Below are 23345 nucleotides of genomic sequence, written 5' to 3'. Positions count from 1 at the left end.
ACCATTGAATTCATGGCGGCGGCAAAGCACCGTCTCAGGACGCCGTGCGGAGGTAGAAGCGATGCACAGTTGAGTCTGTGCGCTGGAGAAGGCGCGTGCCTGGGTGGGGTTCCAAACGATCTATGGTCTGGCTAAACGGTAAGCGTCTGGCGAAGTCACCTACCTGATTCCCGCGATAAGGGCGATGTTCTCCACTTAAAAATACGTGGACACCATCTATGTTTTCGCTCTGTATATGGCCACAATCATGGCGCTCTTGATGTCACTCGTGATCACTGCGGCAAATTCCGGGATTGAGATTGGTTACCTAAGTAATGCGCTGCACGCCTATAAATTGGCCATGCCAGTGGCATTCCTGTGCTTACTCGTCGTTCGTCCCATTGTGCTTAAACTGGTGCCTTTGACTGTGCCCCCCTCATCATTAAGGGCGGTCGCGCGGTACTAATTTGGAACGCTACTGTTATGTCTTTCGGAGCTATTCGGCTTATCGGCTTTATCCTGGGCATCTTTCTGATCACGCTGGCCGTAAGCATGGCTATTCCCATGATCACACTGGTGGTCTATGAGCGAAGCGATGATCTGTCGGCCTTTCTCTGGTCGAGTTTGATTACCTTCATCTGCGGCCTCCTGTTGATCGTGCGGGGGCGCCCGGATACTGGTCAGCTTCGCCCCAGGGATATGTACCTGCTGACTACCGGAAGTTGGGTCGTTGTGTGCACCTTCGCAGCGTTGCCAATGGTGTTCATCCGCCATATCAGCTACACCGATGCATTCTTTGAAACGATGTCCGGCATCACAACCACGGGCTCGACTGTACTCACCGGTCTGGATAGCTCATCCCCTGGTCTGTTGATATGGCGCTCCATGCTGCATTGGTTGGGAGGCATCGGTTTTATCGGCATGGCTGTGGCGATCCTTCCACTGTTGCGAGTAGGCGGCATGCGTCTGTTCCAGACAGAGTCCTCGGACTGGTCGGAGAAAGTGACACCGCGTTCCCATGTGGCAGCCAAGTACATTCTGTTGCTCTATCTGGGGCTTACTGGCATCGGAACCCTGGCGCTCTGGCTTGCTGGAATGACGTCATTTGAAGCGGTCAACCACGCAATGTCTTTGATCTCTACCGGGGGGTTCTCAACTTCGGACGCCTCACTTGGGCATTGGACGCAACCAGCGATTCACTGGGTGGCAGTGGCCATCATGATTCTGGGCAGCCTGCCATTCACCTTGTACGTCGCGTCATTGCGGGGCGATCGGCGTGCACTGATCAAGGACCACCAGGTACGCGGATTCATTGGATTCTTGCTCGTCACATCGCTGGCTGTGGGTACCTGGCTTTGTTTTCACAGCGATTACGGGTGGTGGGATGCGTTTCGTATCGTGGCAGTCAATGTGACCTCGGTGGTCACGACCACCGGAATTGCGGTTGGCGACTACACGTTATGGGGCAGCTTCGCTGTCTTGCTCTTTTTCTATCTGACCTTTGTCGGTGGGTGTTCCGGTTCCACCGCAGGTGGTCTCAAGATCTTCCGTTTTCAGGTGGCTGCCACGCTACTGGTAAGCAGTTTGAAGCAGTTGATCCATCCTCGAGCCGTGATTCAGAAGAATTACAACGGTCATCCCATTGATGAGGAGATCGTGCGCTCACTTTTGACCTTCTCGTTTTTCTTCACCATCACCATTGCTGCCATTGCCCTGGGCCTGGCTCTCATTGGACTTGATTGGACAACAGCATTGAGCGGCGCAGCTACTGCGGTATGTAACGTCGGGCCAGGGCTTGGCACGATCATTGGGCCGGCCGGTAATTTCTCGTCATTACCGGATGCAGCCAAATGGCTACTGACCGTTGGAATGCTTCTGGGAAGGCTCGAAATTCTGACTGTGTTGGTACTTGTCACCCCGGTTTTCTGGAGATATTGATTAACCTTGTCGGGGGGCTGCATCTAAAAGGGACATGGGGGCAGCGAGTGCTTCCATGGAGAGATCAGTCGTCGTTTGGGCTGCCGTTGTTGGCCGGTTTCTGCCAGTCATCCAGGATGGCAATCCGCTTACGGCACAGCGCCGATGCTGGCCTGGATGGTGGAGGACAAAGCCATCGAACCGCATGTGCCGAGGCAATCGGCATTACCGTGAACAAAAATGTCGTGCCCGGCGATGAGGTCAAGCCCACCGTGACGTCCGGCATTCGTCTCGGCAGTGCGGCGTGCACTTCGCGTGGCATGGGGGTCGATGAATTCAGGGAGATCGGCGACATGATTCTGGCCATGCTCGGTGGCGTGCGCAGCGGTGCCCTCGACGGCCGCACTGAACGCTCGATTCGTGAAGGCATAAGCGACCTGAGCAAGCGTTTCAGGCTGCCGTATTAACCGCCTGCGCTTTTTTGAAAAGGAATTCCAATGCCCGGCATCATCCCCACCGGCCGCCTGGCGGCAACCCGCACGTCACGGTTCAGACTGCTCACCACCGCCAAGCCTCAACCCGTCATCGCGGTTGAATGCCCCAGGCTGCCCAAGCGTGCGCGGATGGCCGCCCAGGCCCAGCAGCTGCTGATGAACTATGCGCTGGGCCATTAGATTTTCAGGGCGTTGGCCAGGCGCAACATGGCGGCTTCGATTTCATACGCGGTCAGGGAGGAGTAGCCCAGCAGCCAGCCCTGTTGCTTCGGGTCGCCCGCGTACAAGCCGCTGAGGCCGGACAGTTGCACGCCGGCAGTGGCGGCTTGGCGGATGGTTTTTTCCTCGGACCATCCGGCTTTCAGCAAGCAGGGGATTTGCAACCCGCCCGGCGGCAGTTCGGCGGTGACCACCGTGCTCAAGTACTTGCCGATGGCATCGTGCATGATCGACCGGCGTCCGGCATACAGCTTGCGCATGGTCCGGACATGCGCGTTGTAATGGCCGTCTTCCATAAAGCGCGCCAGCGTCAGTTGCAGCGTTTGCGGAGTGTGGCCGTCCATCATGCTGCGCGCATAGGCAAAGGGCTTGACCAGCTCGGAGGGCAGCACCATATACCCCATGCGCAGGCCGGGGTAGAGGGTCTTGCTGAACGTGCCGATGTAGAGCGTGCGCTGATACTTGTCCAGGCCCTGCACGCACGCCGTGGGTTGCCCGTCGTAATGGAACTCGCTGTCGTAGTCATCCTCGATGATCCACTTGCGTTTTTGCGCCGCCCAATTGATCAACTCAAGACGCCGCTCCAGCGGCAACGTCGCGCCGGTGGGGTATTGGTGCGAGGGCGTGACATACACGCAATTGGCGCCGCTGCGGTCGGCGTACAGCAGGTCGGTGCGGATGCCCCGTTCATCGACATCAATGGGCAGCACCTTGGTTTCGGCGATTTTGAAGGCCTTGCGGGCGCCGTAATAGCCGGGGTTTTCCAGCAGAATCGGCTTGCCGGCGTCCACCAGTAACTGCGCGCACAGATACAACGCCTGACGCGTACTGCTCAATACCAGCACCTGGTCGGGGGAGCATTTGGCGCCGCGTTCGAGGTTCAGGTAGGTGGCAATCGCTTTGCGCAGGGGCTCGGCCCCTTGTGGATCGCCATGCAGCAGCACGTTCGCGCGATAGTCCTTCATGACCTGGCGCTGCAAACGCTCCCAGACATCCGTCGGGAAGTTGCGGGTTTCCGGCAGGCCGGTGGCGAATGCCTTGATGACTTGCTGATCGCGCACGCCGCCGGTGTCGAAGATCATCCGCCCGCGTTGGCTGAGTTCGGCGCCCGGTGCGGCGACGCTGCTCCTGACTTCCTGAGCCTTGAGGCGTCGGCGACCGGCACCGCGCAATTCGACGCCCACGGTGTCGCAGACGTAACTGCCGGCGCCTTCGCGGCGCACGATAAACCCGTCCCGATGCAACTGCACATAGGCGTTCTCAACGGTGTCGCGGGCGCAGCCCAGTGACTTGGACAGCACCCGCGTGGCGGGCAGTTTCAAGCCGGGGCCGAGGGCCCCGTCGAGAATCAGCGCACGCAACGCACGTTGGATCCGCTGGTGCAAATCCAGCAGCTGAAACTCAGCGTCGTTGAGGCGCATCTTCAGAGTTTCCAGCTCGAAGGTCTTTGCCATGTGGTCTGCTCTCTTTCCATGAATTGGCAGGTAAAGGCAGGCCAGTTTATCCGTAGACTCTGGCCCTCGCCACCCTAGGCTTTACCTCGGTGATTACGCACAGGGCGAGCGTTCTTGAACAGGAGTTACTCAACCATGGCTCGGTCACACAACTTCAGCGCAGGCCCCACCGCGGTGCCGTTGGACGTCCTCACTCAGGCGCACGAGGAGTTTTTCGATTTTGCCGGCACCGGCATGTCCGTGATGGAAATCAGCCATCGTTCGCAGGTGTTCATGGCGGTGGCCCGCGAGGCCGAACGGGACCTGCGCGATATCCTCGGGGTGCCGCCCGCCTACAAAGTGTTGTTTCTGCAAGGGGGCGCCTCGTTGCAGTTTGCTCAAGTGCCGATGAACCTGATAGGCGATAAAGGCACGGCGGATTACCTGCACACCGGCCTCTGGTCGGGCAAGGCGATCGAGGCTGCACGGCGCTACTGCGATGTGCGCGTGGTTGCCAGTGCCCACGCGTCCGGTTTCGACCGCGTCCCCCACGCCTCGGACTGGCGCCTTAACGCCGACGCCGCCTACTTGCACTACACCGAGAATGAGACGGTGCACGGCGTGCAGTTCATCGACACGCCCGCGAGCGATGCGCCGCTGGTGTGCGATGCCTGTTCAAGCCTGCTGTCCAAGCCGATCGACATCGCCAGGCATGGGCTGGTGTATGCCGCCGCGCAGAAAAACATGGGCGTGGCCGGGTTGACGGTGGTCATCGTGGACCCGGCGTTGCTGGAGCGTTCCCATGCCTTTACCCCGGACATTCTCAACTACGCGCGCATCAGCGACGCGCAGTCGATGCCCAATACCCCGGCGACCTTCCCCTGGTACCTCACCGGCCTGACGCTCAAGTGGATCAAGCACAGTGGCGGCCTGCAGGCTCTGCATCAGCGCAACCAGGCCAAGGCGCGAATGCTGTACCGCGCCATCGATGGGAGTGACGGGTTTTATCGCAACCCTGTGCAGTTACCGTATCGCTCCATCAACAACGTGCCCTTCCGGCTGACCGAGGCGGCGCTGGAGAAGGCCTTTTTGTGCAGCGCCGAGCAGGCCGGCCTCAACGGCCTCAACGGCCACGCCAGCGTCGGCGGCCTGCGCGCCAGCCTCTACAACGCCGTTTCAGTGCCGGCGGTCGAGGCGCTGTGCGATTTCATGAACGCGTTTGCGCGCGAGCATGGATGAGCCGGCCGCGCAAATTGGTCTGGTCTGCTGCGTTAAAGCGTAGGGGTAAAACCTGCCATTCAACGGCTATAAATGACCGCTTGCCAGCGGCCGGATACATCGTCCAGCAAGGAGCCAAGACCTATGTCATCTACTCAATCCCTCTCGTCCCTGCGTCTGCGGGACCTGCTGCACCCGGTGGTTGCCGGGCTGATTTCGGTGATCGTCAATTACGGCGGCACCTTCATCCTGGTGTTTCAGGCCGCCAAGGTCGCAGGGCTCAGCCCTGAGTTGACGGCGTCGTGGGTTTGGTCAGTATCGATCGGGGTAGGGGTGACCGGGCTGTTCCTCAGTTGGGTGAGCCGCGAGCCGATCATCACCGCCTGGTCGACCCCGGCGGCGGCTTTTTTGATCGTCGCCTTGGCGACCACACCCTACGCCGAGGCCATCGGGGCGTACATGATTTCGGCTGCAGCGTTCGTGCTGCTGGGCGTGTCCGGCTACTTTGAAAAAGCCGTTCGTCTGATCCCGCCCGGTGTGGCAGCGGGCTTGTTGGGTGGCATCCTGCTGCAGTTCGGCATCGGTGCGTTCGCCAGCATGAGCGTCGACCCGTTATTGGTCGGGGTGTTGATCGGCGCCTACATCGTGTTCAAGCGCTTGAGTGCGCGCTATGCGGTGGTCGGCATTCTGGTGCTGGGGCTTGGCTTTCTGCTGATGCAGGGGCGCGTGGATTTCACGGGGCTGGCGCTGGAGTTTGCGACACCGGTGTTCACACGCCCTGAGTTCTCGGTCAATGCGTTGTTGAGCGTGGCGTTGCCGCTGTTTCTGATCACCCTCACGGGGCAGTACATGCCGGGCATGCTGGTGCTGCGCAATGACGGGTTCAACACCAGTGCCAACCCGATCCTCAGCGTGACCGGGCTGGGTTCTTTGCTGATGGCGCCGTTCGGTTCCCATGCCTTCAACATCGCGGCCATCACGGCCGCCATCTGCACTGGCAAGGACGCGTCTGAAGATCCGTCCAGGCGCTGGATAGCAGGCGTGGCCGCGGGCATCTTCTACATCTTGGTGGGGGTTTTCGGCGTGACCCTGGCGGCGGTGTTCATGGCCTTCCCGGCGACCTTCATCACCACCCTGGCCGGGCTGGCCCTGTTGGGCACCCTCGGCGCGAGCCTGGCCAATGCCATGGCGGACGTGAAATCGCGGGAAGCGTCGCTGATCACCTTTCTGGCCTGCGCGGCCAATATCACCCTGCTGGGCATCGGCGGCGCGTTCTGGGGCCTGGTCATCGGCCTGGCGGCCTACGCCGTGCTCAATGGGCAGTTGCCGCGTCGTGAAAAGACTGCTGTCCCACAAGCCGAACCGGTTGCAGTGCCCACCAAAGGAGCGGCCAACTGATGCCTGATCAAACCGAAGACCTCAACATCCTGCATGCGCGCCATGGCCGTTACCCACAGGCCGACAGTGTCGAAGACTTTCGCAGCAACCTGGCCGCCGTGCAGCAACGCATTGTCGAGGCGTGCCGTCGGGTAGGGCGGGATCCGGCCGGTGTGCGCTTGCTGCCGGTCAGCAAAACCTTTGATGAAGCTCATCTGCGTCTGGCCTATGCCGCCGGTTGCCGCCTGTTGGGCGAGAACAAGGTGCAGGAAGCACAGCGCAAGTGGGAAGCCATGACCGACCTGGAAGACCTGCAATGGTCGGTGATCGGCCACTTGCAGACCAACAAGGCCAAGCAGGTCGCACGCTTCGCCAGCGAGTTCCAGGCCCTGGACAGCCTGCGGGTGGCCGAGGCGCTGGACTGTCGCCTGCGCATTGAAGGTCGGCAGATGGACGTGTTCGTCCAGGTCAATACCTCCGGCGAAGCCAGCAAGTACGGGCTGGCGCCCGATGACGTGGCGGCTTTCCTGGAGACTACGCTAGCGTTCCCGACACTGCGGGTTCGCGGGTTGATGACGCTGGCGCTGTTCTCGGCCGACGCGGTGCGGGTTCGCCCTTGCTTCGTCCGGCTGCGTGAATTGCGCGACCGCTTGCGTCATTGCGCCCCTGATGGGGTGTCGCTGCAAGAGCTGTCGATGGGCATGTCGGGTGACTTTGAAATCGCCATTGAAGAGGGCGCGACCGTGGTGCGCGTCGGACAGGCGATCTTCGGTGCCCGAGCCATGCCGGATGCGTACTACTGGCCGACCGCCGATGCCCGCCCCCTCAGTGAAGACACGTTGTTGTCGATCACTCCCAGCCGTTGATCCCCCTCTACAGGAAGGACCGCAATGTCCGCTGCACCCGCTTACCTCATGCACACCTCAACCCGACAACCGGTTTCGTTCAGCCGAGGCCAGGGCGCCTCGTTGTGGGACACCGAGGGTGTTGAATACCTGGATGCCATCGCCGGTGTGGCGGTGACGAGCCTGGGACATGCCAACCCCGAAATTGCCGCGGCCATCGCCGAACAGGCCACGGTGTTACTGCACACGACCAACCTGTTTCGCATCCCATGGCAGGAACAATTGGGTGAACGACTGTGCCTGCTCTCGGGCATGCAACGGGCGTTTTTCTGCAACTCCGGAGCGGAGGCCAACGAAGCGGCGCTCAAACTGGCCCGTCTGCACGCCAACGCCCGGCAGGTGACCCAGCCGCAAGTGTTGGTGATGGACAACAGTTTTCACGGGCGCACCCTGGCCACCCTCGCCGCCACCGGCAACCCCGCCGTGCATCGCGGCTTCGAGCCCCTGATGCCGGGCTTTGTGCGAGTGCCTTTCGACAACATCGAGGCGATTCGCCAGGTCGCGGCGCAGTCACCCGATATCGTCGCGGTGCTCGTCGAGCCGGTGCAGGGGGAGGGGGGCGTGCACGCCGCCTCTGCCGGCTACCTGCAGGCCCTGCGCCAACTGTGTGATGAACACGACTGGCTGATGATGATCGATGAAGTGCAGACCGGGCTGGGCCGCACCGGTACCTGGTTTGGCTTTGAGCATGCGGGCATCGAGCCGGACGTCATTACCCTGGCCAAAGCGCTGGGCAACGGTTTCCCCATCGGCGCGTGCCTGGCGCGGGGCAAGGCCGCCGAGCTGTTTTCCCCCGGCCACCATGCGTCCACGTTCGGCGGTAACCCGCTGGCGTGCCGCGTGGGCTGCACAGTGCTCGACATCATGCAGCGCGATCACATCCCGCAACGCGCTGCCGCCTCGGGCCGCCGCTTGTTGGCGGCCTTGAAGCTGGCGCTGGGCAACCATCCTGAGGTGGTGTCCGTTCGCGGCATCGGCTTGATGATCGGCATTGAACTCAATGGCCCGTGCGCCGAACTGGTCGGCCGGGCCCGTGAAGAACAACGTCTGCTGATCACCGTCACACGGGGCACCACCGTGCGCCTGTTGCCGCCGCTGATTTGCGATGACGCACAGATCGACGACATCGCCGTGCGCATCACGCGCCTGCTGTCATCCGCCGCTTGAATTCTTGACCAAGGACACTTTGCACATGTACGACTCGACGCTGACCCTCAACGCTTTCGACCCTGAGCTGTATGAATCGATTCACCACGAAGAGCATCGCCAGGAAGACCATATCGAGCTGATCGCCTCGGAAAACTATGCCAGCCCGCTGGTGATGAAAACCCAGAGCTCGGTGCTCACCAACAAGTACGCCGAAGGCTACCCCGGCAAGCGCTATTACAGCGGCTGCGAATACGTCGATGTGGCCGAGCGGCTGGCCATCAAGCGGGTCAAGGCCCTGTTCGACTGCGACTACGCCAACGTGCAACCCCATGCGGGCGCCCAGGCCAACGCGGCGGTCTTCCTGGCACTGATCAACCCCGGTGATACGGTGATGGGCATGAACCTGGCCCAGGGCGGTCACCTGACCCACGGAAACCCGGCCAACTTTTCGGGGCGTCACTACACCATCGTGCCTTACGGACTGGACCCGAAAACCGGTTTTCTTGACTATGACGAGATGGAGCGAATCGCACTGCAGACACGCCCCAAAATGTTGATCGGTGGTTTTTCCGCGTATTCGCGGTACAAGGACTGGGCACGCATGCGCAGCATTGCCGACAAGGTAGGGGCTATCTTCTGGGTCGATATGGCCCACGTCGCCGGGCTGGTCGCCGCGGGCGAATACCCGGACCCGCTTCCCCATGCGCATGTGGTCACCAGCACCACGCACAAAACCCTGCGCGGGCCACGCGGCGGTTTGATTTTGTCCAAGGGACAGGATGAAGCCTTCTACAAAAAGCTCGACTCCGCTGTGTTTCCTGGCGTGCAGGGCGGGCCGCTGATGCACCAGATCGCGGCCAAGGCCGTGGCGTTCAAGGAAGCGCTTGCGCCGGAGTTCAGCATCTACCAGACCCAAGTGGTCATCAACGCCCGGGCCATGGCCGGGGTGTTGCAAAAGCGCGGGTACAAAATCGTCTCGGGCGGCACCGACAACCACATGATGCTGATCGACCTGTCCGACAAGCCCTACACCGGCAAGGAGGCCGACGCGGCCCTGAGCAGTGCCTATATCACCGCCAACAAAAACTCGGTGCCGAATGACCCGCGCTCACCGTTTGTGACATCCGGCCTTCGTATCGGTACCCCTGCGGTGACCACCCGCGGGTTTGGTGTGGAGGCCTGCGAGCAAGTGGCCGGCTGGTTGTGCGACGTACTGGACGCCCTGGAAAACGGAGGCAGCGACAAGGTCGGGCACCACGTGCGCGAACAGGTTGTCGCACTGTGCCGTCGTTTTCCGGTCTATCGCTGAGTCTGGCCAGGCCAGGCCATTGCCTGATCGGGTGGTGGCCGGGTGTTCAACTGTTTTATCAGGCGATCCCCTTGGCCACACCCTCACGCATTGCCGGTGGTGAAGGTGCGGGCGCGTTGGCTGAGTTCTTCAGCACTGCTCAACGCGGCGCGGCGGGCGATAGCTTCTCGCTCGGACCGACACATACGCTCGGCCACCTATGGACTGATCGTATTCGGGTAGTCCTTCCCATTTGTGAGTGACATTTGTATTGGCTAGCTCCTCTTCGATATCTATGCCGTCCTTCATCATCTTTTCCAAATCCCATTCAAGATGAATCACTAGCGCACCCCAGGCTGGAGAAGGAAGGGACGTCAACCTGTATCGAAGTATCTTTCCTACGTTACGTGAATAAAAAGGAAGGATTGGTCAAGAGAGCTTTTGACTGGATGATAAAAAGCTATTACCGCGAAGTTTTACACGAAGAATCTGCTTCTCGGCTTGTGCGAAATGCACTATCAAGTTCCAAAACAGATGCAGACACCTAACCCTTCAATCGAGAGGATGTGCCCCGGCAAGCCGGAGCACGTCTCTCATCTCAAACCTTATCAATGCCTGCAAAGGGTCCGGTGCAGCCCTTGGTGACAGGCAGAAAACGGCCGATTCTGGCCACGTGCAGAAATCAGTCAGAAGTGAACGCTTGGCGCCGGTACCTACGGCCAGATTCGACCCAAAGACGTCCTGACGTATCACACATAAAACCGTAGGCTCACCTCACAGCCGCAGCCGTAAGGTTTCAAATAGTGCGCGGTCTTCCTTTTTGGCCGAGCGCGCATGGCGCCGAATGACCTGCAACAGGCATTCGGTGAAGCAGATCGCCGGGTTGCTAAGGGCGCCATTGCGGCGCGTCACGATGCTCAGCTGTCGGGGCTCGAACTGCTCGGTCAGCCCCAGGGATACCACACGCCCCAGAAATGGCGGAGCTGTGCTCACGATGGACGGCCCCCAGGTGCACATGTCGGCCCGCTCGACCATCATCTGCAAAATGGCCAGCGAATGAGCACGCACGATTCGACTCTCATCGATCTGCGCGCCGTGTTTCCAGAACAGTTCCTGCATCAGCCCGTCGTGCCCGTCCGGCGCGTAGTTCAGGGTCCAGTTTTCTTCCAGTAACTCGTGGATCGATCGCGCATGCTGTCGGGCGTGACCCTCGCGGACCAGCACCGAGGTCTGGTAGTCGAGCAAGGTTTCGCAGGCGAATTCCTGGCTCGATTGTGTGGGATGGAGTTGGCCAATCGCGAAGTCCATGCTGCCGTCACGCAGCAGCGGTTGAGCAACGGCCATCAGGCTTTCGAACAGTTCCAGCCTGATTTGTGGCATACGTTCGCGAAAAGCCAGCACGACTTCGGGCAGGAAGGTCAGGGCGACCCATGGGGTGATCCCGACGCAGAGCCGGCCTTGAGCCTTGCCACGCATGTGATCAAGCTCGGTCTGTGCGTGCTCCAGTTGCTTGATCACCAGCCGGGCGTGAGTCAGCAGCACTTTGCCGTATTCGGTGAAATTCAGACCGCTGGCGGTTCGGGTAAACAGCGGCAGCTGCTGGCTGGTTTCCAACTCGCGCAACGCTTTGGTCACCGCGGCCTGGGAAATCTCCAGCGAACGAGCGGCCGCGCGGATACTGCCGGTTTCGGCGCTGGCAATCAGCGCCTGTAATTGATGCAGCTTCATCTGCTTACCCTGGTGACAACTCATGGTTGTCATCATAACCAAACTGCGCCTCCCCGGCCCGGTGCCCGTTCCCTAAGATCGACCCCAACAGCGCTTTCGCTGCCGCACAACCCCCTGTCGAAGGAGAACACCCATGAATGCCGGCCTGGTCCTGCCTGGTATTGCCGCTATGCAAGATGAAATGATCGCGATACGCCACAGCATTCACGCGCACCCTGAACTGGGTTTTGAAGAGTTCGCCACCAGTGAGCGGGTGGCCGCGTATTTGACTCAGTGGGGCTTTGAGGTCAGCACCGGGGTGGGCAAGACCGGGGTCGTTGCCACCCTGAAAAATGGCGAGGGGCGGTCCATTGGCTTGCGCGCCGACATGGATGCGTTGCCGATACAGGAAACCTCCGGTTTGCCTTATGCCAGCCGGATCGATGGCGTCATGCATGCCTGCGGACATGACGGTCATACAGCGGTCCTGCTGGCAGCCGGTCAGTACCTGGCCCGGACGCGGGCATTCAACGGTACCGTGCACCTGATTTTCCAACCCGCGGAAGAAGGGCTGGGCGGTGCCAGGAAAATGCTGGAGGAGGGGCTGCTCGAACGGTTTGCGTGCGATGCGATCTTCGCCATGCATAACGTGCCGGGTTATCCCGTCGGGCATTTGGGTTTTTACAGCGGACCGTTCATGGCGTCTGCCGACACGGTAAACATCAAAATCATCGGCAACGGTGGCCATGGCGCGGTGCCGCACAAAGCCGTCGACCCGGTGGTGGTCGGTGCCTCGATCGTGATGGCTTTGCAAAGTATTGTCTCGCGCAATGTTAACCCGCAGGAGATGGCGATTATCACGGTGGGCTCCCTGCATGCCGGGAACGCTTCGAATGTCATCCCGTCCAGCGCTGACCTGAGCCTGAGCGTACGCGCCCTGACTCCTGAGATTCGCCACTTGCTGGAGGTCAGAATCACTGAATTGGTCAAGGGCCAGGCCGAGAGTTTTGGCGCCCGGGTCCACATCGACTACCAGCATTGCCATCCGGTGTTGATCAACGATCCCGAACAGACAGCATTTGCCCATGAAGTCGCCCGCGACTGGCTGGGAGAGGAACACCTGATCGATGACCTGCGGCCGTTCACGGCCAGCGAGGACTTTGCGTTTGTCCTGGAAAAATGCCCCGGCAGCTATCTGGTGATCGGCAACGGCGAGGGCGAAGGCGGGTGCCTGCTGCACAACCCCGGCTATGACTTCAATGACGACTGCCTGCCGGTGGGCGCGAGCTATTGGGTCAAGTTGGTCGAACGTTTTCTGTGTTGAGACGGCGCATTTTCGCCCGTTGTGCGTGTAAATGATCTACGGCCTGAAGAGGAATAAAAATGAACAAGATGATTGCAGCCGTTTCCCTGGTGTTCCTGACGGCCTCGAGCCTGGCGGGGGCGGCCGACTGGTCTGGCAAAGTGTTGAGGCTGGGGGTGGACCCGACGTATCCACCGCTGGAATACAAGAACCAGGATGGCACGCTGACCGGCTTCGGGGTCGACATCGCCGAGGCGTTGTGCGCCGAACTGAAAGCCCGATGCGTCTGGGTGGAAAGCAGCTGGGACGGGATGATCCCGGGACTGCTGGCGCGCAAGTTCGATGCGGTGGCGTCTTCGATGACCATCACACCCAAACGCCTGGAGCAGATTGCGTTTACCGACAAGGTATCCAATGCACCGGCACGGTTAGTGGTCAAACGTGGATCGGGATTACAGCCGACCCTCGAATCGCTCAAGGGCAAGCGCATTGGTGTGGAGCAGGGCTCGACCCAGGAATCCTATGCCAAAGCGGTTTGGGGTGCCAAAGGCGTGGACGTTCTTTCCTATCAAAATCAGGATCAGGTGTACGCCGACCTGGTCGTGGGGCGACTTGATGCCTCGTTGCAGGGTTCCATTCAAGCCAGTTACGGCTTCTTGAAAACAGCGGCGGGTAAGGACTATGAATTTGCCGGCGCCACTCTGGATGCCCCGGGCTTCTTCGGCGTCGGTGATGGACTTGGTGTGCGCAAGGGCGATGTCGCGTTGCGCGAAGACTTGAACAAAGCCCTGGCAACCATTCTCGCCAATGGAACGTACGCGCGGATCAACGACAAGTACTTCGATTTTGACGTCTACGGCGCCCAGTAATGCGTCGTCGTCAGCTTGAACAGGGCGCTCGTTCGAGCGCTCTACCACTGGCAGTTATGCCGATTGTCGATGGTGTTTCAGTACTTCAGTTTGTGGAGCCACATGACTGTGCTGGAAAACATTATCGAGTGCCCGATGAGTGCGGCTATCGGTTCAGCAGAGGTGCCAGCAATGCACACATGCCGCGCCAGTGCGAACCTTCCCAGTAAACCCGTTGGCAGGCGTCGCAGCGCACGAAGTGCGAATAGAGGGCGCCAATGCGTGGCGGTACCAGCGGCCGAGCCAGCTCCGGGCTGATCTCGTGCAGCGGCAGGTTGCAATGAAGGCACAGGCTGAATGGCCGCGCGCTACGCGCCAGGTCGAGGCGCTCGTACAATTCGCGCAGCTGCAGCGACGGTTTCAGGGCATGCACGTAACAGCCGTGGCTGATGATCCGCCGCTTGAGCAGTTCGCGGTCGCGGGTCAGCACGATGCGTCCTTGCTGCGCAGCGATCTCGGCGATCTCGCCATCCTCGAAACCATTGTCGTAGAGCGTGTCGAAGCCACTCATGCGCAGCAGGCTGGTCAGCCCGCCAAGGTGTGCATCCGCGACGAAGCGCAGCACCCGTAAAGGTTGCGCACGAACCTTGAGCAGCGGGCTGATGTCCAGCGCTTCGAACTTGGGATACACCGCCAGCCGGTCACCGTCGAGGATCACCCGCTCAAGGCCCACCGACTCGCCGTTGAGCAGCACCAGTTCGACCTCGGTGTGCGGTACTCCGAGCGCCTCGATCATGTGCTTGACCGTCGCCCCTTGCGCGCACTCGCAGGCGAAGGACTGCCGCCGCCGTTCGGCCGGCAGAAAATCGTTGAGCTCCTCGTAGAAGCGGAAAGTTGCACGGGTCATGCTCAACAGTATGGCAGGGCTGCGGGAGGTGCGAGTCCGGTCCGGACATCACCCATCTCGCTTGTGAGGGCCAAATCTTTTCTTGTGGGTAAAGTCCAGGTAACGAGCAGTACAGTGACAGCACCGGACAAGGCAATTACAATTTGATTAACATCCAGCGACTTGAGCGATTGAATACTCCATGGAAAGCAAGACTGCGCGCCTCACTGTGCTCATTGATCCCGTCAAGAAAAAAGCGTTCGAGGAGCTCTGTGCAGCACAAGACCTGACGTCTTCGCAAGTTGTCCGTCAACTGATTCGTGACTACCTGGACACCCACGGTGCCAGCTATTCGACCAAGAGTAAGCATGCCGCCAGCACCAGGATGACCTGACACGGGCGGTAAGCCTCTAGAGCGTTGACGGACCCTCTGCAAGACTGACCGCTTTAGCCAGCGCGCTTGTGAAGTCGGCGTGGTAATGCTCCGTGCCGATTTTTTGCAAGATCCCCACCCTGTCGAGCTTGTTGAGCACCTTGGTGTTCGCTTCGCAGAGTTTCACCACGATATTGCGCTCGTGCAGCTGCTCAATGACCTCCTCCAGCACCTGCAAGCCAGTGATGTCCATAAACGGTACACGATTCAAGCGAATAATCAGCAGACGTGGGTCGGTATGGGTCTGTGCCAACACACGTTCAAAGGTCTCGGCCGCGCCAAAGAACAATGGCCCTTCAATCGTATAAATCAATGTCCCTGGCGGCAGGCGAGTGTGCCCGTTGGCCCTCAGTTCTTCTTCAAGCTCGTGCTCGACGACCTGTTGCACCTCCACAGAGGAGGCCATGCGACGCATGAAGTGCAGCATGGCAAGAATGACACCGATATTCACGGCGATCACCAGGTCGCTGAACACGGTGAGGCTGAAGGTGATGAGCAGGATAGCTACGTCTGCGCGTGGAGCCCGTTGGACCATGCGCTTGAAGTGCTTCAACTCGCTCATGTTGTACGCGACCACGAAAAGAATGGCGGCCAGGGCGCACAGCGGGATGTTTGAGGCCAGAGGTGCCAGGAACAGCACAATAAGCACCAGGGTGACCGCGTGCGTAATGCCGGCCAGCGGGCTCGTGCCGCCGTTACGGATATTGGTTGCAGTGCGGGCAATGGCCCCGGTGGCTGCGAAACCGCCAAACAATGGCGTGACCAGATTAGCCACTCCCTGACCGATCAGCTCCTGATTGGAGTCGTGCTTGGTGCCCGCCATGCCATCGGCCACCATGGCGGACAGCAGTGATTCGATTGCTCCAAGCATGGCGATAGTGAATGCCGGACCAATCAAATCGACGACGCGAGACAACGTGATTTCAGGCAGGCTTAACGCTGGAAGACCTTGGGGTATGCCCCCAAATGCACTGCCAATCGTGGCGACCCCCTCGAAATGAAAGGTTGACTGTATCGCTGTAGCGACTGCCATTGCGATCAGCGGGCCAGGTACCCGTTTGAATCCGGGAATCCTGGACGCGGTGATGACCAGCAAAAGACTAAGCACTGCCAGCAGGGTCGTGGCCATGTGAAGATCCGGCAGGGCCTGGAGCAGATGCCAGAGCTTTTCATGGAAATGCTCTCCACTGATCTTCGGTAAACCGAAAAAGTCTTTCCACTGTCCGACCCAGATGATCACGCCGATGCCCGCAGTGAATCCGACAATCACCGGGTCAGGGATAAACTTGATGATTGCACCGAGGCGGGCCATCCCCAGCAATAACAACATGGCCCCCGCCATCATCGTGGCGATTTGCAGACCGTCAACACCATGCTTGGCCGTGACCCCCGCCAGAATCACGATGAACGCACCGGTCGGCCCGGCAATCTGCAAGCGGCTTCCGCCAAAGAGCGAAACCAGCAGGCCACCGATGATTGCGGTATAGATGCCTTGCTCAGGCTTGACGCCAGATGCAATGGCAAACGCCATTGCAAGGGGGAGCGCCACGACCCCGACGATCACGCCAGACACCAAATTGCGGAGCCAATGCTCTCGCCTCAACAACCCCGCCTTCCATGCCTCACCTATCGCAATCATGGCTAGCTCCTCAGTCGATGCATGTGCATAATATTAACATACAGTGATAATTGAAATGCCCTTGATCCAGCGCTTCGTGCGTTTGGAGATGTTTATCGTGAAAGTTCAGATGGAGCTGGGCGGGCATGCACTGCAAATAGAGAATCTTGAGAACGCGCGTAGCGTGGTGACGGACATGAATCGTAAAACTGTGAAATCCAAACATGCCGAAGGCGTGACCTTTGACACCCATGTGATCGCAAACCCGACCAACCCCAAGGAGTGGATCGTGTTTTTCAAGAAGGACGCCGGGAGAAGCTATTTCCTGGTCGATGACAACGAAGAGGTCGAGTCTTTCGGGCATCTGGATGACCTGATCGCCGAGCTTCGAGAGCTGGGTCTCAAGACTGCTGAAATCCACTTTTAACCCTTGGGTCACACTCTGCAGACATGATCATGTCAGTGAGGGTCGAGTAACCAAGCTGCGAGTCCGAGACATCGCCCAGGGGAACATGTGTCGTCACGGGCCAACGTGATGCGGTAGAAAACCCGGCACCCAGTGCAATTTGAAATCACTGAGCAAACCCGAACGGTTCTGGAGGCCTGGATGCAAAAGGCCCGCCTTCGCAGCGAGGATTTCTTGTTTGCGTCCCGATTGCACGACTCAAACCACCTATTTGAATGCTTTGAGGAAGCGTGGGCCATCGCTCCTCAAGAGTCTTGATTCAGGTTAACTGACTTCCTCAGGGCGTGAGGCGGTCATTCGCGCAATCGTTGGATCGGTGTCCGAATACTCGTGGAATGAGTGTCCGGATCAGCGTGGAATCAGTGTCCGGATGTTGGTGGAATGGGTGTCCGGATGGTCGTGGAATCCGCACCATTTACCTTGGGTAGCAACCTTTGCTTCGTTAAATACGGGAATGGTTTCGGGCGAAGTATCCCACTTTTTTTCCCAATCGGGATCGGAGGTGATTAATAGTGAGCCACCAAACTCGCCGACGGATCGTCTTGATTCAGTGTCTGGGTGTGGATTGCCATTTGAATCCTTCCAGTAACCGGCATGCAGATTTGACCATGAAAGTGACATCGCGATGAAAGCGCAGAGCAATCGACGGTTCATGGGCGACTCACTATAAGTGGACGATATAAGTTGCGTAATGTTTGCGCCATTTGTGTCTGATGACGCGCCTTGTCCATGTGCAATGCCTTGGTCCGCTTGAGTGTAGCGGCAGAAAACGCAACATAGAGTCACGAGAACGAGTGACATGATTTTTGTGTTCGTAAGGTGCCATGAACAGGGTGTTCACGGTCCGGTCTTGGCCGATTTTTGACTATCGTGATCGACAGAGATCGACCCTTAGTTGACTGTCATTACAAGGCGGAACCAGTCTGAGAGAGGTGAGTTGATTTGAACCATTCATTCCTTGTAGGAATGCAATATATAAAATTAATGAATTTTTATTATTTCTGAAGGTGGCGTAGCTTGATTTGAGGACATGGAGAACCGCCTTGAAATCATCCCCTCTCAACTCAGCTGAAAAATTTGATACCTCACGGGCCAATGAGTACGGCCGTCAGAGCCGCATTGCACTAGCAGGATACGACGCTTGCCAAGACCTGGCGGCGTGCATGCTGGCGGCAAGCCTTGGCAATGTGGGATCGGCAAAAATACTTGTGGTGGGCGCTGGCGGTACTGCGCAGGAGATCATTGCAATGGCTAAGCTTGAGCCGGGCTGGCGTTTCACTGCCGTTGATCCATCCGGGCCTATGCTGGAAGCAGCGAAACAGCAGTTAGACGCAAACAATTTGCTCGGAAGAACGGCCATGCATCTTGGGCATGTTGAAGACTTGGCAGCAGGCGAGGCATACGACGCAGCCACTTTGATCGGTGTACTCCATCATCTCGATGGGGATGATGCCAAGCGAAGAATATTACGATCCATTCAGGCTCATCTAAAGCCGGGGGCGCCGCTGATTGTCGCAGGGAATCAATATGCGTATGCCAGCCAGCCGTTACTCCTCGCTGCCTGGGGGCAACGGTGGCGGCAGCATGGAGCCAGCCCGGACGAAGTGAAGGTCAAACTTGGGAAAATCCTTCAAGGCGCCGACCCTCCACATTCCGAAGCAGCGGTTCAAAAGCTGCTGAATGAAGCAGGATTCGGGAACGCTACCCGTTTCTTCAGTAGCCTTTTCTGGGGAGCCTGGTTGACGTGCAAAATGGCCTGAACATGGACGCGTAAGGGTCGCTTTTGGCCGTTTTCCGCCCGTCTCGACAGGCAAAAATCGACCGATTCAATCACCCAGAGCGCTACGCTCCTTCAGGTACTGACAATTACGACATGAAACGCATACTTGATCGTTTACGTGGCTGGGCCAGAAAGCTGAAACGGCAAACCATGGTTCTCTGGTTTTGCTATCAGCATCCGCAAACACCCTGGTTGCCCAAATGGATTTCGGTTTTTGTCGTGGCGTATGCGCTGAGTCCCATCGACCTCATTCCTGATTTCATTCCTGTGCTTGGATACCTGGACGACGTGATCATTTTGCCGCTTGGCATTCTGCTCGCGATTCGGCTGATGCCGGCGCAGGTGCTCGAGGACTGTCGGCTCGAAGCGAGTGAGTGGGAGAAAAGCCAAGTGAAGCGGCCAGCGAACCGATTTGCTGCAGTGATCGTTGTATCCGTCTGGCTCGTTGCTGCGGGTATTTTGGGGGCTTACTTCCTCTGATTGGAAGTCAGCGCCCCCACCGAGCGGTCAGTTTGAATGACGTCCCCTGGAGTCAGGTGTCGGATTGATGGGCCGCCCAGTGTTTCATCTCTTGTGCAATGAAGTAGTTCACCAGGTCACTGTACATTCTCTCGATCGCATCCGGGCTCAGGCCCTCAGCCTCGGCCCACTCGCGTCGTGTCGCCAGCATGGCCTTGAAACGCTCCGCAGCTCGCACCGAAGTCGCTGAAGTCTTGTACTTCGAGGCGGCCAGTACGTAGTGAAAACGTTTGCCCAACAGTTTGATGACAACCTGATCAAGGGCATCGATTTCGCGTCGAATATCCTCCATGCCTGCACACTCTTCGGGCTGCAACTGATTGATGACGTCCATGTGGGTGACTCCGTTTGCTGAAAAAATCGTGGGCCTTCGCAAGAAGTACCAGCGCGCTGTCTTCCATGAGTGATACAGCCTGAATACCATAAAATTCGCAGTCCGCCGCACGATGGGTGGTTTTTTTGGCTACGGCGGATCGGCTAACTGTTTGTTGTAACGCCTTGCAGTTGTAAAGGCCTTTACACCGCTGCTGACTACGGCGGGAGGGACTGCTATTCAAATCAATGGGTTAGTTTGTGGCATCGGGTGTGCAGCAGGGAATGTGTCAGCACGAAGCTGGCAAATCTCGTACAACAACAAGTGAGACTCCCTCATGACCCACAAGAACAACCTGAATGACGCTCTGCCGGGAATGCGTGGCATGCAGCATATCGGCATCACGGTGCCGAACCTGTCTAAGGCTGTTGCCTTCTTCGTCGAGGTGCTTGGCTGCGAGCCATACTTCACCTTTGGCGAGTTCCGTTTTGATGACGACTGGATGGAGCGGCACCTCAACGTGCATCCGCGCGCGTCTATTCGCGACTTCCAGATGGTCCGATGTGGCAACGGCACCAACCTGGAAATATTCGAGTACACAGCTCCCGACCAGAATCGTCGGTTGCCCCGCAACAGCGACGTCGGCGGGCACCATTTGGCGTTCTATGTGGACGACATGGCGGCGGCGGTGCAGTACTTGCAGTCTCGTGGCGTGCAGGTACTGGATGCTCCATCGACCTTCACCGATGGCCCGGCCAAGGGCCTGACCTGGGTGTACTTCCTGGCGCCCTGGGGGTTGCAGCTGGAGCTGGTGAGTTTCCCGGACGGGATGGGCTACGAGAAAGGCGTGACGCGCCTTCTCTGGGACCCGCGCACGCCTGAGCACTGATTCGACTTGAAAGCCCGGCCGGCCCGGCTCGGGCCGGTTACAGGCATCTGAAACTTTTGGTTTAGCTGTCCAGGGCGTTGGGAGGAACGATGTTGTGAAGCTTCATCCAGCGATATAGGGTCGGGCGTGACATGCCGAGCTCGCGTGCCGCGGCGCTGACATTCCAGCGCTGCCTGCGCAAGCAGTCCTCGATTTCGCGTGCGTGGGATGTCTGTTGTTCCTGTATGGGAACCGAATTCCTGGCCTGTTTTTGATTGACGCTCGGCAGGCATTCTTCGGGCAGGTCATTCACAGTGATTTCGTCCGTCTCCGCGGTGGCCAGCGCGTACTGCAACGCATTGCGCAGCTCGCGGATATTGCCTGGCCAGGCGTAGCCGAGCAGAGCGCTCATGGCGTCGCCCCGGATTCGTGCGGGAGATTGGCGCTGTTCACAGAGCTCTCTGAAAATGCGTTCTATCAGGTAGTTCTTGTCGGCCCGTTCGCGCAACGCCGGCAGGCGCAGGATCGCGCCGTTGAGGCGGTAGTAGAGGTCTTCGCGGAACTCGTTTCGTTCAATCAACTGTCGCAGGTCGCGGTGGCTGGCCGCGATGACGCGGATATTGACCTTGATCGGCTTTTCGCCGCCCAGTGGCATCACTTCCTGCTCGGCAAGCACGCGCAGCAGCCGCGTCTGCAGATGCAGCGGCATGTCACCGATTTCATCGAGGAACAGTGTGCCGCCATCGGCCTGCTGGATCAGCCCTCGCATACCCTTGCTGCGTGCCCCGGTGAAGGTGCCTGGCTGGTAGCCGAAGAGTTCGCTCTCTATCAATGACTCAGGCATTGCTGCGCAGTTGATGGCGACGAAGGGGGCCTTGCGCCTGTTGCTGCTGTCGTGCAAAGCGCGGGCAAGGCGTTCTTTGCCGGTACCGGTTTCGCCATTTAGCAGTACGTTCAGCGGCTCGCTGCACAGCCGCTTGGCACGGGCGAGCATCTTGCGCATGGCGGGGTCATCGTCGGAGAGGTCATCCAGCGGGCAGCGTTCCTGACTCGAACGTTGAGCTTGAGGGGCAACGGGCGCTCGGCTGGGCTCCATCAACGCGGCGAAGAACAGGGCGTTTTGACGGTGGGTACGGAAGGCGCGTACCTGGTCGGGGCTGGCGCGGGGGATGCTGAAGATGTCTTCAGGTTCGCAGTCGAACAGATCCTGGATACCGATCCGACGCGCCAGTGCCGAAGGCCGCTCCGGCAGCTGCAAGCCACATTCGGCGAGCAGTACACGGGCCGCGGTATTCGCCGCCAGGAGACTGCCGTCCCCGGCAATCGCCAGCAGGTACTGGCGATTGATCAGGACGAACTCGCGGGAACGGTCGAAGCAGAGGATATGAGCTTCACGGTAGCGGCGCAGGAAGTAGGCATCCTCGATCATTCGTGCGTACTGCTTGACCAGTTGCAGGGCGAATTGCTGGGAGTCCTTGGACGGTGGTGAATTCAATGCCGAGATATCCAGCACGGCCAGCAGTTGCCCGTGGGGATTGAAGATGGGCACTGCGGTGCAGGTCAGGGCGATGTGATGGGCGCTGAAATGATCATGGTGGTGGCAGGTCAGCGGCAGTTGCTCCTTGATACAGGTCCCCACTGCGCAGGTTCCTGCGTGGTTCTCGCTCCAGTCGGCGCCCAGGTACAGGCCGGTCTTGCGATGCGCCACCTCATCCAGAGGATCGCCGAGGAACTGCACGGTGATCCCTCGGCTGTCGGTGAGGAGAATGACGTACCCCAGCTCGGCGATGTGGCGGTACAGCTGCTCGACGCCTGCACGGGCCACGTTGATCAGCTCGTCCGCGTGATCCTGGTGTTCGCGCAATACCTGACGCGGAACAAACCGCGGTGGCGCGGGCTTGGCCGGATCCAGACCGTAATCCTGGATACAGCGCTTCCAGGAACGGGTGATGATGGATTCGTGCCCGGCGTTATCGCTGGCGTAGGACAGCACAGTGTCGATGTGCAGGCTGGGGGTCGAAAGGGTGCTCATGCGGCCTCCCGGACACGGGATGAGGGGCCCGTGACGATCTTGTTCTTGTTTGGCATCAGCACGTGGGGGGCGGGCTGGCACGGTTGCAATCACATTACGAGTTTAGCCCTGCGCTGTCACTTCTCCCGTTGAGCGCGGCTGAAGCACCGCCAGAAGACAGGTAAAGGGTCCTAATGCCGATCAGTTAAGCCGAGACACTGAACCCGTGGCGAGGGAGCTTGCTCCCGCTGGACTGCGCAGCAGGCCCATTTGTTGGGGCCGCTTCGCTGCCCAGCGGGAGCAAGCTCCCTCGCCACAGGTTAATCAGCGCTGGTCGATCCCTTAACTGACTGGCATTAGTAAATGGTCCCCCTTATTTGTGGTTCTTCATGCAATCCCGGGAAACACCGATAACGCAATACCTGTAGGAGCCGGCTTGCCGGCGATGGACTCAAGTACGCCGCGTTTATCCGGTTTACACGCGTTATCGTTAACGACCTTCGCTGGCAAGCCAGCTCCTACAAGAGCCGGGTTGCCGGCGATGGACTCACGTGCGCCGCGTTTATCCGGTTTACACGCGTAATCGTTGACGACCTTCGCTGGCAAGCCAGCTC

General features: G+C 59.1%; 23 protein-coding genes and 2 pseudogenes. 18 read left to right on the top strand and 7 right to left on the bottom strand.

From position 1 onward, the window contains the following. Nucleotides 1-205 precede the first annotated feature (205 nt). The 4 genes from KGA81_RS15385 (at nt 206) to KGA81_RS15365 (ending at nt 2570) form a co-directional block, all read left to right on the top strand. Nucleotides 206-445 carry a DUF2798 domain-containing protein gene (locus KGA81_RS15385; RefSeq protein WP_223547047.1) on the top strand — a complete coding sequence of 80 codons (240 nt, stop codon included), beginning with the start codon at nt 206-208 and terminating at the stop codon, nt 443-445. 17 nt (nt 446-462) lie between these two features. Beyond that, nucleotides 463-1917, top strand: a complete 1455-nt coding sequence (locus KGA81_RS15380) for a TrkH family potassium uptake protein (RefSeq protein WP_223547046.1) — start codon at nt 463-465, stop codon at nt 1915-1917. 209 nt (nt 1918-2126) lie between these two features. Beyond that, a complete protein-coding gene (locus tag KGA81_RS15370; RefSeq protein ID WP_317850788.1) occupies nt 2127-2363 on the top strand; it encodes a hypothetical protein in 237 nt (78 codons plus the stop codon). A 30-nt stretch (nt 2364-2393) separates the two neighbouring features. Continuing rightward, nucleotides 2394-2570, top strand: coding sequence for a hypothetical protein (locus KGA81_RS15365; protein ID WP_223547045.1), 177 nt, complete (start codon nt 2394-2396; stop codon nt 2568-2570). On the opposite strand, the gene KGA81_RS15360 is transcribed toward KGA81_RS15365, so the two are convergent. Next, complete coding sequence (locus KGA81_RS15360; protein WP_223547044.1) at nt 2567-4063, bottom strand: PLP-dependent aminotransferase family protein; 1497 nt, start codon at nt 4061-4063, stop codon at nt 2567-2569. The two genes, KGA81_RS15365 and KGA81_RS15360, sit on opposite strands and share 4 nt — an antisense overlap. Nucleotides 4064-4198: 135 nt before the next feature. Between KGA81_RS15360 and serC the strand changes: the two genes are divergently transcribed. From serC to glyA, 5 genes are all read left to right on the top strand, one after another. After that, nucleotides 4199-5281 (top strand): 3-phosphoserine/phosphohydroxythreonine transaminase, encoded by a 1083-nt coding sequence (gene serC, locus KGA81_RS15355; protein WP_223547043.1) that lies wholly within the window; start codon nt 4199-4201, stop codon nt 5279-5281. A gap of 123 nt (nt 5282-5404) precedes the next feature. Next, nucleotides 5405-6658 carry a benzoate/H(+) symporter BenE family transporter gene (locus KGA81_RS15350; RefSeq protein WP_223547042.1) on the top strand — a complete coding sequence of 418 codons (1254 nt, stop codon included), beginning with the start codon at nt 5405-5407 and terminating at the stop codon, nt 6656-6658. Continuing rightward, on the top strand, nt 6658-7503 hold the full coding sequence (locus KGA81_RS15345; RefSeq protein ID WP_223547041.1) for a YggS family pyridoxal phosphate-dependent enzyme: 846 nt from the start codon (nt 6658-6660) through the stop codon (nt 7501-7503). Before KGA81_RS15350 ends, KGA81_RS15345 begins: the two co-directional genes overlap by 1 nt. A 24-nt stretch (nt 7504-7527) precedes the next feature. Next, nucleotides 7528-8709 (top strand): aspartate aminotransferase family protein, encoded by a 1182-nt coding sequence (locus KGA81_RS15340; protein ID WP_223547040.1) that lies wholly within the window; start codon nt 7528-7530, stop codon nt 8707-8709. Nucleotides 8710-8734: 25 nt separating this feature from the next. After that, nucleotides 8735-10000, top strand: coding sequence for a serine hydroxymethyltransferase (glyA, locus tag KGA81_RS15335; RefSeq protein WP_223547039.1), 1266 nt, complete (start codon nt 8735-8737; stop codon nt 9998-10000). 753 nt (nt 10001-10753) lie between these two features. On the opposite strand, the gene KGA81_RS15330 is transcribed toward glyA, so the two are convergent. Next, nucleotides 10754-11743: a LysR substrate-binding domain-containing protein gene (locus KGA81_RS15330; RefSeq protein WP_223547038.1), complete on the bottom strand. Its 990-nt coding sequence runs from the start codon at nt 11741-11743 to the stop codon at nt 10754-10756. A 97-nt stretch (nt 11744-11840) separates the two neighbouring features. Here KGA81_RS15330 and KGA81_RS15325 point away from each other — a divergent pair, with 97 nt between their 5' ends. The 3 genes and pseudogenes from KGA81_RS15325 to KGA81_RS15315 form a co-directional block, all read left to right on the top strand. After that, nucleotides 11841-13010, top strand: coding sequence for a M20 aminoacylase family protein (locus KGA81_RS15325; RefSeq protein ID WP_223547037.1), 1170 nt, complete (start codon nt 11841-11843; stop codon nt 13008-13010). A 59-nt stretch (nt 13011-13069) separates the two neighbouring features. Then, the gene (locus KGA81_RS15320; RefSeq protein WP_223547036.1) at nt 13070-13858 is read left to right on the top strand and encodes an ABC transporter substrate-binding protein; all 789 of its coding nucleotides are present in this window, start codon (nt 13070-13072) and stop codon (nt 13856-13858) included. Between the two features lie 60 nt (nt 13859-13918). Further along, nucleotides 13919-13996, top strand: a pseudogene (locus KGA81_RS15315) (histidine/lysine/arginine/ornithine ABC transporter ATP-binding protein); the annotation flags it as partial. Nucleotides 13997-14003: 7 nt separating this feature from the next. Here KGA81_RS15315 and KGA81_RS15310 read toward each other — a convergent pair. Next, complete coding sequence (locus KGA81_RS15310) at nt 14004-14744, bottom strand: Mut7-C ubiquitin/RNAse domain-containing protein (protein ID WP_223547035.1); 741 nt, start codon at nt 14742-14744, stop codon at nt 14004-14006. Nucleotides 14745-14925: 181 nt separating this feature from the next. Between KGA81_RS15310 and KGA81_RS15305 the strand changes: the two genes are divergently transcribed. Beyond that, nucleotides 14926-15117 (top strand): ribbon-helix-helix protein, CopG family, encoded by a 192-nt coding sequence (locus KGA81_RS15305; RefSeq protein WP_223547034.1) that lies wholly within the window; start codon nt 14926-14928, stop codon nt 15115-15117. 16 nt (nt 15118-15133) lie between these two features. Here the strand turns inward: KGA81_RS15305 and KGA81_RS15300 are convergent, their stop codons facing one another. Next, a complete protein-coding gene (locus KGA81_RS15300; RefSeq protein WP_223547033.1) occupies nt 15134-16795 on the bottom strand; it encodes a SulP family inorganic anion transporter in 1662 nt (553 codons plus the stop codon). Between the two features lie 175 nt (nt 16796-16970). On the opposite strand from KGA81_RS15300, the gene KGA81_RS15295 reads away from it, so the two are divergent. Next, nucleotides 16971-17201: a hypothetical protein gene (locus tag KGA81_RS15295; RefSeq protein WP_223547141.1), complete on the top strand. Its 231-nt coding sequence runs from the start codon at nt 16971-16973 to the stop codon at nt 17199-17201. A gap of 46 nt (nt 17202-17247) precedes the next feature. After that, nucleotides 17248-17450 (top strand): annotated as a pseudogene (locus KGA81_RS15290) (integrase); the annotation flags it as partial. Between the two features lie 138 nt (nt 17451-17588). On the opposite strand, the gene KGA81_RS15285 reads toward KGA81_RS15290, so the two are convergent. Then, nucleotides 17589-17894, bottom strand: a complete 306-nt coding sequence (locus KGA81_RS15285; RefSeq protein WP_223547032.1) for a hypothetical protein — start codon at nt 17892-17894, stop codon at nt 17589-17591. A 389-nt stretch (nt 17895-18283) separates the two neighbouring features. On the opposite strand from KGA81_RS15285, the gene KGA81_RS15280 reads away from it, so the two are divergent. Together KGA81_RS15280 and KGA81_RS15275 are read left to right on the top strand one after the other, a co-directional pair. After that, nucleotides 18284-19000 (top strand): class I SAM-dependent methyltransferase, encoded by a 717-nt coding sequence (locus KGA81_RS15280; RefSeq protein ID WP_223547031.1) that lies wholly within the window; start codon nt 18284-18286, stop codon nt 18998-19000. A gap of 113 nt (nt 19001-19113) precedes the next feature. Further along, a complete protein-coding gene (locus KGA81_RS15275) occupies nt 19114-19500 on the top strand; it encodes a YkvA family protein (protein WP_223547140.1) in 387 nt (128 codons plus the stop codon). A 52-nt stretch (nt 19501-19552) separates the two neighbouring features. Here KGA81_RS15275 and KGA81_RS15270 read toward each other — a convergent pair whose 3' ends face one another. Next, nucleotides 19553-19873: an isochorismate lyase gene (locus KGA81_RS15270; protein ID WP_223547030.1), complete on the bottom strand. Its 321-nt coding sequence runs from the start codon at nt 19871-19873 to the stop codon at nt 19553-19555. Between the two features lie 316 nt (nt 19874-20189). On the opposite strand from KGA81_RS15270, the gene KGA81_RS15265 reads away from it, so the two are divergent. Then, the gene (locus KGA81_RS15265) at nt 20190-20741 is read left to right on the top strand and encodes a VOC family protein (protein WP_223547029.1); all 552 of its coding nucleotides are present in this window, start codon (nt 20190-20192) and stop codon (nt 20739-20741) included. 61 nt (nt 20742-20802) lie between these two features. On the opposite strand, the gene KGA81_RS15260 is transcribed toward KGA81_RS15265, so the two are convergent. After that, entirely contained in the window at nt 20803-22752 is a 1950-nt protein-coding gene (locus KGA81_RS15260; RefSeq protein ID WP_223547028.1) for a sigma-54-dependent Fis family transcriptional regulator, read from the bottom strand. Between the last annotated feature and the right edge of the window lie 593 nt (nt 22753-23345).

It is taken from the genome of Pseudomonas sp. A-B-19 (assembly GCF_019947515.1).
GTDB lineage: Bacteria > Pseudomonadota > Gammaproteobacteria > Pseudomonadales > Pseudomonadaceae > Aquipseudomonas.
This window is presented reverse-complemented; position numbering and strand designations above follow the sequence as displayed.

What these genes read in the sequence shown, in the direction of transcription:
- KGA81_RS15380 (WP_223547046.1), top strand. Translation starts at nt 463, where the DNA reads ATGTCTTTCGGAGCTATTCGGCTTATCGGCTTTATCCTGGGCATCTTT.
- KGA81_RS15365 (WP_223547045.1), top strand. Translation starts at nt 2,394, where the DNA reads ATGCCCGGCATCATCCCCACCGGCCGCCTGGCGGCAACCCGCACGTCA.
- KGA81_RS15360 (WP_223547044.1), bottom strand. Translation starts at nt 4,063, where the DNA reads ATGGCAAAGACCTTCGAGCTGGAAACTCTGAAGATGCGCCTCAACGAC.
- serC (WP_223547043.1), top strand. Translation starts at nt 4,199, where the DNA reads ATGGCTCGGTCACACAACTTCAGCGCAGGCCCCACCGCGGTGCCGTTG.
- KGA81_RS15350 (WP_223547042.1), top strand. Translation starts at nt 5,405, where the DNA reads ATGTCATCTACTCAATCCCTCTCGTCCCTGCGTCTGCGGGACCTGCTG.
- KGA81_RS15345 (WP_223547041.1), top strand. Translation starts at nt 6,658, where the DNA reads ATGCCTGATCAAACCGAAGACCTCAACATCCTGCATGCGCGCCATGGC.
- KGA81_RS15340 (WP_223547040.1), top strand. Translation starts at nt 7,528, where the DNA reads ATGTCCGCTGCACCCGCTTACCTCATGCACACCTCAACCCGACAACCG.
- glyA (WP_223547039.1), top strand. Translation starts at nt 8,735, where the DNA reads ATGTACGACTCGACGCTGACCCTCAACGCTTTCGACCCTGAGCTGTAT.
- KGA81_RS15330 (WP_223547038.1), bottom strand. Translation starts at nt 11,743, where the DNA reads ATGATGACAACCATGAGTTGTCACCAGGGTAAGCAGATGAAGCTGCAT.
- KGA81_RS15325 (WP_223547037.1), top strand. Translation starts at nt 11,841, where the DNA reads ATGAATGCCGGCCTGGTCCTGCCTGGTATTGCCGCTATGCAAGATGAA.
- KGA81_RS15320 (WP_223547036.1), top strand. Translation starts at nt 13,070, where the DNA reads ATGAACAAGATGATTGCAGCCGTTTCCCTGGTGTTCCTGACGGCCTCG.
- KGA81_RS15310 (WP_223547035.1), bottom strand. Translation starts at nt 14,744, where the DNA reads ATGACCCGTGCAACTTTCCGCTTCTACGAGGAGCTCAACGATTTTCTG.
- KGA81_RS15305 (WP_223547034.1), top strand. Translation starts at nt 14,926, where the DNA reads ATGGAAAGCAAGACTGCGCGCCTCACTGTGCTCATTGATCCCGTCAAG.
- KGA81_RS15300 (WP_223547033.1), bottom strand. Translation starts at nt 16,795, where the DNA reads ATGATTGCGATAGGTGAGGCATGGAAGGCGGGGTTGTTGAGGCGAGAG.
- KGA81_RS15295 (WP_223547141.1), top strand. Translation starts at nt 16,971, where the DNA reads ATGAATCGTAAAACTGTGAAATCCAAACATGCCGAAGGCGTGACCTTT.
- KGA81_RS15285 (WP_223547032.1), bottom strand. Translation starts at nt 17,894, where the DNA reads ATGAACCGTCGATTGCTCTGCGCTTTCATCGCGATGTCACTTTCATGG.
- KGA81_RS15275 (WP_223547140.1), top strand. Translation starts at nt 19,114, where the DNA reads ATGAAACGCATACTTGATCGTTTACGTGGCTGGGCCAGAAAGCTGAAA.
- KGA81_RS15270 (WP_223547030.1), bottom strand. Translation starts at nt 19,873, where the DNA reads ATGGACGTCATCAATCAGTTGCAGCCCGAAGAGTGTGCAGGCATGGAG.
- KGA81_RS15265 (WP_223547029.1), top strand. Translation starts at nt 20,190, where the DNA reads ATGACCCACAAGAACAACCTGAATGACGCTCTGCCGGGAATGCGTGGC.
- KGA81_RS15260 (WP_223547028.1), bottom strand. Translation starts at nt 22,752, where the DNA reads ATGAGCACCCTTTCGACCCCCAGCCTGCACATCGACACTGTGCTGTCC.